Genomic DNA, 7423 nt, shown 5'->3' on the forward strand with positions numbered 1-7423 from the left:
TGCTGGCCGGCGACGGGGCGCGGGTGCTGGCCGCCGACCGCGACGCCGACGGCCTCGACGCGCTCGCCCGCCGGGTCCCCGGCGTCGAGGCGCTGGTGTGCGACCTGGCCGACCTGGACGCGGTGGACGACCTGCCGCGCGAGGTCGACGTGCTGGTGAACAACGCGGGGGTGCAGCACGTCGCGCCGCTGCACGAGTTCCCGCCCGAGCGGTTCTCCCTCATCCTGCGGCTCATGCTGGAGTCGCCGTTCCGGCTGGTCCGGCACGTCCTGCCGCACATGCGGGAGCGGGGCTGGGGCCGCATCGTGAACGTCTCCAGCGCCCACGGCGTGCGGGCCAGCCCGTTCAAGGGCGCCTACGTCGCGGCCAAGCACGGCCTGGAGGGGCTGTCGAAGGTCGCGGCCCTGGAGGGCGCGGCGCACGGCATCACGAGCAACTGCGTCAGCCCCGGTTACGTGCGCACCCCGCTGGTGGACAAGCAGCTCGACGACCAGGCCGCCGCCCACGGCATCCCCCGCGAACGCGTGCTGGCGGAGGTGCTGCTGGAGTCCGCCGCCGTCAAGCGCCTCGTGGAGCCGGAGGAGGTCGCCGAGCTCGTCGCGTTCCTCTGCGGGCCCGCCGCCGCATCGGTCACCGGCGCCTCCTACACGATGGACGGCGGCTGGACCGCGCACTGAGGGACCACCGCCGCGGGACCGCGCGGTCCCTCAGCCCCGCAGCACGAACTCCGCGAGGACGGGGGCTAGGTCGGCGTCGGGCACCTGGTGCCAGCGCCCGGCGAGGCCGCGGTGCTCGGCGCGCGGCAGCGCCGCGACGGTCCGCGCCACGGATCCGGTGAGCGTGCCGTCGGTGCCGGCGCTGTCCAGGACCAGGGTGTGGACCGTCACGGTGCGCAGCACGTCCTCCGGGGTCGCCAGGCACACCGCGAGGTCGTAGGGGATCGTGTGCGCCACCGCCTCGGCGGGTCCGCGGTGCGGGGCGAAGGCCGCGATGACCTCCTCGGGCACCCCGATGGCCCGCTGGAACTCCTCCAGCGCGTCCGCCCGCCGCCCCTGCGCGACCAGCGCGCTGATCCGTGCGGTGAACTCCGCGTCGGCGGCCGCATTCGCCGGCTCCGGCAGCGGCGGCTCGAACAGCGCCAGCCGGTTCACCGGCACCCCGTCCGCCGCGGCGCGCGCGGCCAGCAGCGCGCCGGAGGAGACGCCGTAGAGGGTGGCGGCCCCGCCCACCGCGGCGACGACCGCCGCCAGGTCCTCCACCTCCCGCGCCACCGCGTAGGGCCCGGCGTCGGAGCTGTCCCCGCGGCCGCGCCGGTCGTAGGTGACGACGGTGCACCGCGGGGCCAGCAGCGGCACGAGGCCCCTGCCGGCGCCGGAGGCGCGGTAGCCGGTGGCGCCCTCCACCACGACCAGCACCGGGCCGCTGCCCACCCGCTCGAAGACGATCTCGCTGCCGTCGGGGGAGCGGACCACCCCCACCGCGGCGCTCGTCCCCGTGGTCGCCGTGCCCATGACCGCCTCCTCCGCATCGCCTGGTCGTCCGTCCGGGTGGACCCGCCCCGGCGGTGGAACTCATCGCGGCTCCCGCGAGCACCGACCGGCGCTCAGGTTCGGCCGTCCGGGTGCCGATGCAGCACCCGCAGTCATCCGCAGGGTCCGCCAGCGCCGCCCCGCTCACCGAGGAGCAGCAATGACCGTCACCGCGTTCGCCCGCCGCGAGGCCCGTGAGACCGCCGCGCCCGCGCTGCGCGTGGCCTGCCCCACGTGCGCCGCCGTCGTCGCCGACGGCTGCCGCAACGCCCGCACGGGCACGCCGCTGTCCGGCGGTGTACACCCGATGCGGATCGGCGCCGCACAGCCCGTGCGCTGAGCCCGGCCGCCACCCGCTGCCGGGCCCGGCTCCCCGGAGCGGCTCAGTAGCGGATGGCGTCGATCACCTTCGCGCGCACCGCCACGGTCGCGGGGACGACCCCGGCCAGCGCCCCGACGGCCGTCGCGGCGAGGAAGCCCTCCAGCGCCGCGCTGAACGGGAAGCCCGGCACGTCGGTGAGGGACAGCTCCGCCGGCAGGATCAGCTCCAGCGGCAGGTTCTCGATGAGCGCCACCGACAGCCCCACGGCCAGCGCGCCGGCCGCGGCGGTGGCGCAGACGCTCTCCAGGAGCACCGCGGTGAAGACCCGGGTGGACGTCGCGCCGAAGCTGCGCCGCACCCCGATCTCCCGGATGCGCTGGCGGACGGTGACGAGGCCGACGTTGAGCACCCCGATGCCGCCGAGGACCAGCGCGAAGATCCCCACGCCGCGCACCCCGTAGTCGAGGACGTAGTCGAGGATGCGCAGCTCCTCGGCCGAGTCGGTGCGGAAGACGCTGACGTAGTAGCCGGGCAGGGCGGCGGTCAGCTCCTGCTGCAGGTTGGCCACGAGCAGTTCCGCGTCGTGGCGCGGCACCCACAGCTCGGTGCCCGGCGGCGAGGAGAACGCCGGGTCGACGGCGTTCCAGCGGGCGGCGGCGTCGGCCAGCACGTACATCGAGGGCATGTCACCGCCCCACGGCGTGTCCGCGACCCCGACGACGGTGGCGCGCACGGGGGTGTCCCCGCCCAGCACGACCGTCATCGGCACGGCCGGGTCGAAGCCGCCGAGCCGGTCGGCGAACACCTGGTTGACGACGAGCCGGGGGGAGAAGCTGTCGGCGTCGGCCTGCGTGAACCAGCGCCCGGCCTCGGGCAGGGTGCGGTGGATGGTGCCGTAGGCGGGGTCGACGGTGAAGGCGTCCACGCGCACCGTGCCGTCGGGGAAGCGGACGGGCAGCTGCGTCTGCCCGTTGCTGGTGTGCCACGCGATCCGGTACCGCTCGATCGCCTCGTCGACGGCCTCCTGCGCCCGCGCGGTGGTCGCCGCCGTGGCCATCCCCATCGGGGAGGCGTCCACGCGCAGGGTCGCCGGCCGGCCGGCGCCGCGCTCGAAGCTCTCCCCGAGGACCTGCCGGCCCATGTCGCCGACGGCGGTGATCGTCGTCATGGCGAACACCGCGAGGAACACCCCGACGAGGGCGAGCACGACCCGCACGCGGTGGACGCGGATCTCCCCCCACGCCTCGGTGAGGGCGGCGACGATCCCGGTCACGCCCCGCCCCCGCCCCGCGAGGCCGTCAGGCTGGGCACGGTCTCCGCCGCCACCTCGCTGAGCACGCCGTGGTCGAGGCGGAACTGCCGGTCGGCGCGGGCGGCGACGGACAGGTCGTGGGTGATGGTGACGAGCGTGGTGCCGTTCTCCCGCACCAGCTCCTCCAGGACGTCCATCACCGCGCTGCCGGTGTCCACGTCGAGGGCGCCGGTGGGCTCGTCGGCGAGCAGGACGCGCGGGGCGCGCACCAGGCTGCGGGCCAGCGCGACGCGCTGCTGCTCACCGCCGGAGAGCTTCTCCGGCATGGTGTCCAGGCGGTGGCCGAGCCCGACGCGCTCCAGCATCTCCTGCGCGATCCGCGTGCGGTTCCAGAACTGCCGGCCGGAGGCGTACAGCAGCGGCGAGGCGACGTTCTCCGTGGCGGTGCGCCCGGGCAGCAGGTTGAACTGCTGGAACACGAAGCCGAACGTCGCGCCCCGCAGCCGGGAGCGGCGGCGCTGCCCGAGGCGCTCGACGGGCTCGCCGTCGAGCAGGTACGTGCCGGTGGTGGGGGAGTCGAGCAGCCCGATGATGTTGAGCAGGGTGGACTTTCCCGAGCCGGAGCGGCCCACGACGGCGATGTGCTCGCCGGCGGGGACGTCGAGGTCGACGCCGGTGAGGATGCGCAGCGTGCTGCCGTCGGGCAGCGGGACGGCGCGGCCGACGGCGGCCAGGTGCAGGAGGCTCATCCGCCGAAGCCGCCCATCACCATGCCCGGATCGCCCACCGCGTCGGAGTTCGGCACGAACTGCAGGATGCGGGCGCCCTCGGCGACCCCGGCGCGGATCTCGACGTTCTCGCCGTCGGTGAGGCCCAGCTCGACGGGCGTCTCGGTGCCCTCCGGGCCCGCCGCGTCGTCCAGCACCCACACGCTGCCGGTGCCGACGGTGCCCTTGACGGCGGTGACGGGGGCCACCAGCACGCCGCGCGCCTCGCCGGCGGTCACCTCGATGGTGGCGGTGGCGCCCGCGAAGACCTGGATCCCGTCGGGCACGCGGCAGGTGAGGTTCGCGCCCGTCTGGGTGGTGGAGGGGTCCGCGTACGGATCGGTGAAGCCGCCGGTCGCGGCGTCGCCGCCGCCGGCCGACGCCGGCGGGCGCCCGGTGCGCAGCTCGGTGCAGTCGAAGCCGCCCGGGCCGCCCGGCACGGTGACCTTCGCGACGGTCGGCGGGGCCAGCAGGCGGAACTGGTCGGCCTGGGTGAGCGGTGCGCTGGCCCGCAGGACCCCCGGGCTGATGGTCGCCACCGCGGTGCCGATGTCCACCGACTGCTGCGGCAGCACGTCGAGGGTCGCCACGGTGCCCGGCACGGTGGCGGTCACCGTGACCGTCTTCGTCCGCGGCGTCGGCGCCGGCGCGGGGACGAGGGGGGCGGTGGGGTCGGCGGGCGCCGGCGCGGAGGGCGTCTCCGCCACGGGCACGACGACGGTGAAGAGCGGGTCGCCCTCGTCGACGGGGTCGCCCGCCGCGACGCGCAGCCTGCCGACGGTGCCGGCGGCGGTCGACTTCACCGTGGTCGCGGGGTCCTCGGTGATGGAGCCGGTGAGGGTGACGGTGTTGACCACGTCCGCGCGCGCCACGGTGGTCTCCGGTGCGGTGATCGTCGCCGAGGGCACCGCGGGGTCCCCGGAGGCGTCCGGACCGCCGCGCAGGAAGGCGATGTAGACGAGGCACACGGCGATGACCACCCACACGAGCAGGCGCAGGACCGGGAGGACGACGGTGCGGACGGGGCCCACGGTTCACCTTCGTTCGTGCCCGGGCGACGGCGGCCGGTCCGGGGCGGGTCGGGAAGGCGAACCTAGCAGCGGGCCGTGAGGCGGCGGGGTCCCTTCGCGAAGTCGTCACCCGGCGGCCGCCCGCCGCGCATCGACCTGGCGCGCAACAGGTTGCACGCCGGACCACCCCCGGTGCGCCGGTCGCCGCGGCGGGCCGTCAGCCGCGGGGCGGGGCCGTGCTCGCCCGCAGGACCACCTCGGTCGGCACCACGACGAGGCGCTCGTCCCCGGGGGTCTCCTCCAGCGCCATGCGGGCGGCCAGCTCGCCGATCTCCTCCAGCGGCAACCGCACGGTGGACAGCGCCGGCACCGCGTCGCGCAGGGTGGGGATGTCGTCGAAGCCGGCGACGGAGACGTCCTCGGGCACCCGCACGCCCCGCTCGCGCAGCGCGGCGAGGGTGCCCATCGCCATGACGTCGCTGACCGCGAAGACGCACGTGACGTCCCCGGGGTCGCGGGCCAGCTCGGCGGCCGCGGCGTAGCCGCCGTCGCGGGTGAACGCCGTGCGCAGCAGGCGCACCCCGGAGGTGTCCACCCCGGCGGCGGCGAACCCCTCGCAGAACCCCTCGACGCGCTCCTGCGAGGTCGCGACCCCCTCCGGGCCGGCCAGCACCGCCACGCGGCGGTGCCCGAGCTGGGCCAGCGCCGTGGCGAGCTGCCGCGCGCCGCCGCGGTTGTCCGGCTGCACCACGTCGCCGGGCAGTCCGGGCTGGCGCACCGCGCAGACGCGCCCGCCGTCGGCGGCGAAGCGGCGCAGCTCCTCGGCGAGGCGTTCCTCGGCCTCGTCGTCGCCGGTGAGCCGGCTGCCGACGAGCACGAGGGCGCGGGCCCGCTGCAGGCGCATCGCGGCCACCAGGGCGATCGCCCGGTCCGGGTCGCGGCCGGTGGCCCCGAGGGTGAGGACGAGGTCCTTCTCCTCGGCCACCCGCATCGCGCCGGCCGCGATGGAGCTGAAGAAGGGGTCGGCGATGTCGTGCACGACGAGACCGACGAGGTTGCTCGACTTGCGCGCCAGCGACTGCGCCACCGGGTCGGGCACGTAGCCGAGCTCGGCCGCGGCGGCGGCCACCCGCTCGGCCAGGTCGGCCCGCACGACGCGGGCGCTGCCGTTGAGGGCGCGCGAGGCGGTGGCCAGGGAGACGTCGGCGCGGCGCGCCACGTCGGCGAGGGTCACCGACCTCCTGCTGGGCATCGCGGTCCTCTCGGCGGGAGCGGGGCGCCGGGTCGTGGCCGCACCGGGCCTCGTGCGGGGTGTGCCGCGTCATCGTGCCACGCGCCCGCCACCCGGGTGCTTGCGCGGCGGCGGAGCGTCGGCTTACCGTATCGGGCAAACGCTTTCCAACGACGTGCCGCACAGGCCGTGCCGCACCCCACACACGGAGGCCGCGATGACGCAGCAGCTCGGGATCATCATGAACGGGGTGACGGGGAGGATGGGCTACCGCCAGCACCTCGTGCGCTCCGTCCTCGCCATCCGCGAGCAGGGCGGTGTGGAGCTCTCGGACGGCAGCCGGGTCCAGCTCGAGCCCGTCCTCGTCGGCCGCAACGAGGCCAAGATCGCCGAGATCGCCCGCCGCCACGGCCTGGAGAAGTGGACCACCGACCTCGAGGCGGTCCTGGCCGACGACGCCTACCCGGTCTACTTCGACGCCCAGCTCACCTCCGTGCGCAGGGAGTCCATCACCCGGGCCGTCGCCGCCGGCAAGCACATCTACACCGAGAAGCCCACCGCCGAGACGCTGGAGGAGGCGGTGGAGCTCGCCCGCATCGCCACCGCCGCCGGCGTCAAGAACGGTGTCGTGCACGACAAGCTCTTCCTGCCCGGCCTCGTCAAGCTCAAGCGCCTCGTGGACTCCGGCTTCTTCGGGCAGATCCTCTCCGTGCGCGGGGAGTTCGGCTACTGGGTGTTCGAGGGCGACTGGCAGCCCGCCCAGCGCCCGAGCTGGAACTACCGCGCCGAGGACGGCGGCGGCATCGTCGCCGACATGTTCTGCCACTGGAACTACGTGCTGGAGCAGATCATCGCCCCGGTCGAGGCGGTCACCGCGCGCGCCGTCACCCACGTCCCCGTCCGCTGGGACGAGCGCGGCGAGGCGTACAAGGCCACCGCCGACGACGCCGCCTACGCCATCTTCGAGCTGGAGGGCGGCATCATCGCCCAGCTGAACTCCTCGTGGGCGGTGCGCGTCGACCGCGACGAGCTCGTGGAGTTCCAGGTCGACGGCACCCACGGCAGCGCCGTCGCCGGGCTGTGGGGCTGCCGCGTGCAGCCGCGCAGCGCGACGCCGAAGGCGGTGTGGAACCCCGACCTGGCCGAGCAGCACCGCTACCGCGACGACTGGCTCGAGGTCCCCGACAACGCCGTGTTCGACAACGGCTTCAAGGTGCAGTGGGAGCAGTTCGTCCGCCACGTCGTCGAGGACGCCCCGCACCCCTACGACTTCCTCGCCGGCGCCCGCGGCGTGCGGCTGGCCGAGACGGGC

Annotated in this window: 8 protein-coding genes; 3 read left to right on the forward strand and 5 right to left on the reverse strand. The window is 75.6% G+C overall.

Annotated elements, in window-relative coordinates; genetic code table 11:
• Nucleotides 1–2 precede the first annotated feature (2 nt).
• Nucleotides 3–677, forward strand: a complete 675-nt coding sequence (locus ABEB16_RS08185; RefSeq protein ID WP_345711769.1) for an SDR family oxidoreductase — start codon at nucleotides 3–5, stop codon at nucleotides 675–677.
• Nucleotides 678–707: 30 nt separating this feature from the next.
• Here ABEB16_RS08185 and ABEB16_RS08190 read toward each other — a convergent pair whose 3' ends face one another.
• Nucleotides 708–1511 (reverse strand): alpha/beta fold hydrolase, encoded by an 804-nt coding sequence (locus ABEB16_RS08190; RefSeq protein WP_345711770.1) that lies wholly within the window; start codon nucleotides 1509–1511, stop codon nucleotides 708–710.
• Between the two features lie 178 nt (nucleotides 1512–1689).
• On the opposite strand from ABEB16_RS08190, the gene ABEB16_RS08195 reads away from it, so the two are divergent.
• Entirely contained in the window at nucleotides 1690–1869 is a 180-nt protein-coding gene (locus ABEB16_RS08195; protein ID WP_345711771.1) for a zinc finger domain-containing protein, read from the forward strand.
• 43 nt (nucleotides 1870–1912) lie between these two features.
• Here ABEB16_RS08195 and ABEB16_RS08200 read toward each other — a convergent pair whose 3' ends face one another.
• The 4 genes from ABEB16_RS08200 to ABEB16_RS08215 form a co-directional block, all read right to left on the reverse strand.
• The gene (locus ABEB16_RS08200; RefSeq protein ID WP_345711772.1) at nucleotides 1913–3124 is read right to left on the reverse strand and encodes an ABC transporter permease; all 1212 of its coding nucleotides are present in this window, start codon (nucleotides 3122–3124) and stop codon (nucleotides 1913–1915) included.
• Nucleotides 3121–3852, reverse strand: coding sequence for an ABC transporter ATP-binding protein (locus ABEB16_RS08205; protein WP_345711773.1), 732 nt, complete (start codon nucleotides 3850–3852; stop codon nucleotides 3121–3123). Before ABEB16_RS08205 ends, ABEB16_RS08200 begins: the two co-directional genes overlap by 4 nt.
• The gene (locus ABEB16_RS08210; protein WP_345711774.1) at nucleotides 3849–4901 is read right to left on the reverse strand and encodes an efflux RND transporter periplasmic adaptor subunit; all 1053 of its coding nucleotides are present in this window, start codon (nucleotides 4899–4901) and stop codon (nucleotides 3849–3851) included. Before ABEB16_RS08210 ends, ABEB16_RS08205 begins: the two co-directional genes overlap by 4 nt.
• A 196-nt stretch (nucleotides 4902–5097) precedes the next feature.
• Nucleotides 5098–6132 carry a LacI family DNA-binding transcriptional regulator gene (locus ABEB16_RS08215; RefSeq protein ID WP_345711775.1) on the reverse strand — a complete coding sequence of 345 codons (1035 nt, stop codon included), beginning with the start codon at nucleotides 6130–6132 and terminating at the stop codon, nucleotides 5098–5100.
• Between the two features lie 196 nt (nucleotides 6133–6328).
• On the opposite strand from ABEB16_RS08215, the gene ABEB16_RS08220 reads away from it, so the two are divergent.
• The coding region (locus ABEB16_RS08220; RefSeq protein ID WP_345711776.1) for a Gfo/Idh/MocA family protein at nucleotides 6329–7423 on the forward strand (1095 nt) is incomplete at its 3' end.

The organism is Kineococcus glutinatus, from assembly GCF_039542765.1.
GTDB classification, from domain to species: Bacteria; Actinomycetota; Actinomycetes; order Actinomycetales; family Kineococcaceae; genus Kineococcus_A; species Kineococcus_A glutinatus.

Excerpts from the sequence above, each read along its gene's own strand:
- ABEB16_RS08215 (WP_345711775.1), bottom strand. The coding sequence starts at position 6,132 with ATGCCCAGCAGGAGGTCGGTGACCCTCGCCGACGTGGCGCGCCGCGCC.
- ABEB16_RS08195 (WP_345711771.1), top strand. The coding sequence starts at position 1,690 with ATGACCGTCACCGCGTTCGCCCGCCGCGAGGCCCGTGAGACCGCCGCG.
- ABEB16_RS08190 (WP_345711770.1), bottom strand. The coding sequence starts at position 1,511 with ATGGGCACGGCGACCACGGGGACGAGCGCCGCGGTGGGGGTGGTCCGC.
- ABEB16_RS08205 (WP_345711773.1), bottom strand. The coding sequence starts at position 3,852 with ATGAGCCTCCTGCACCTGGCCGCCGTCGGCCGCGCCGTCCCGCTGCCC.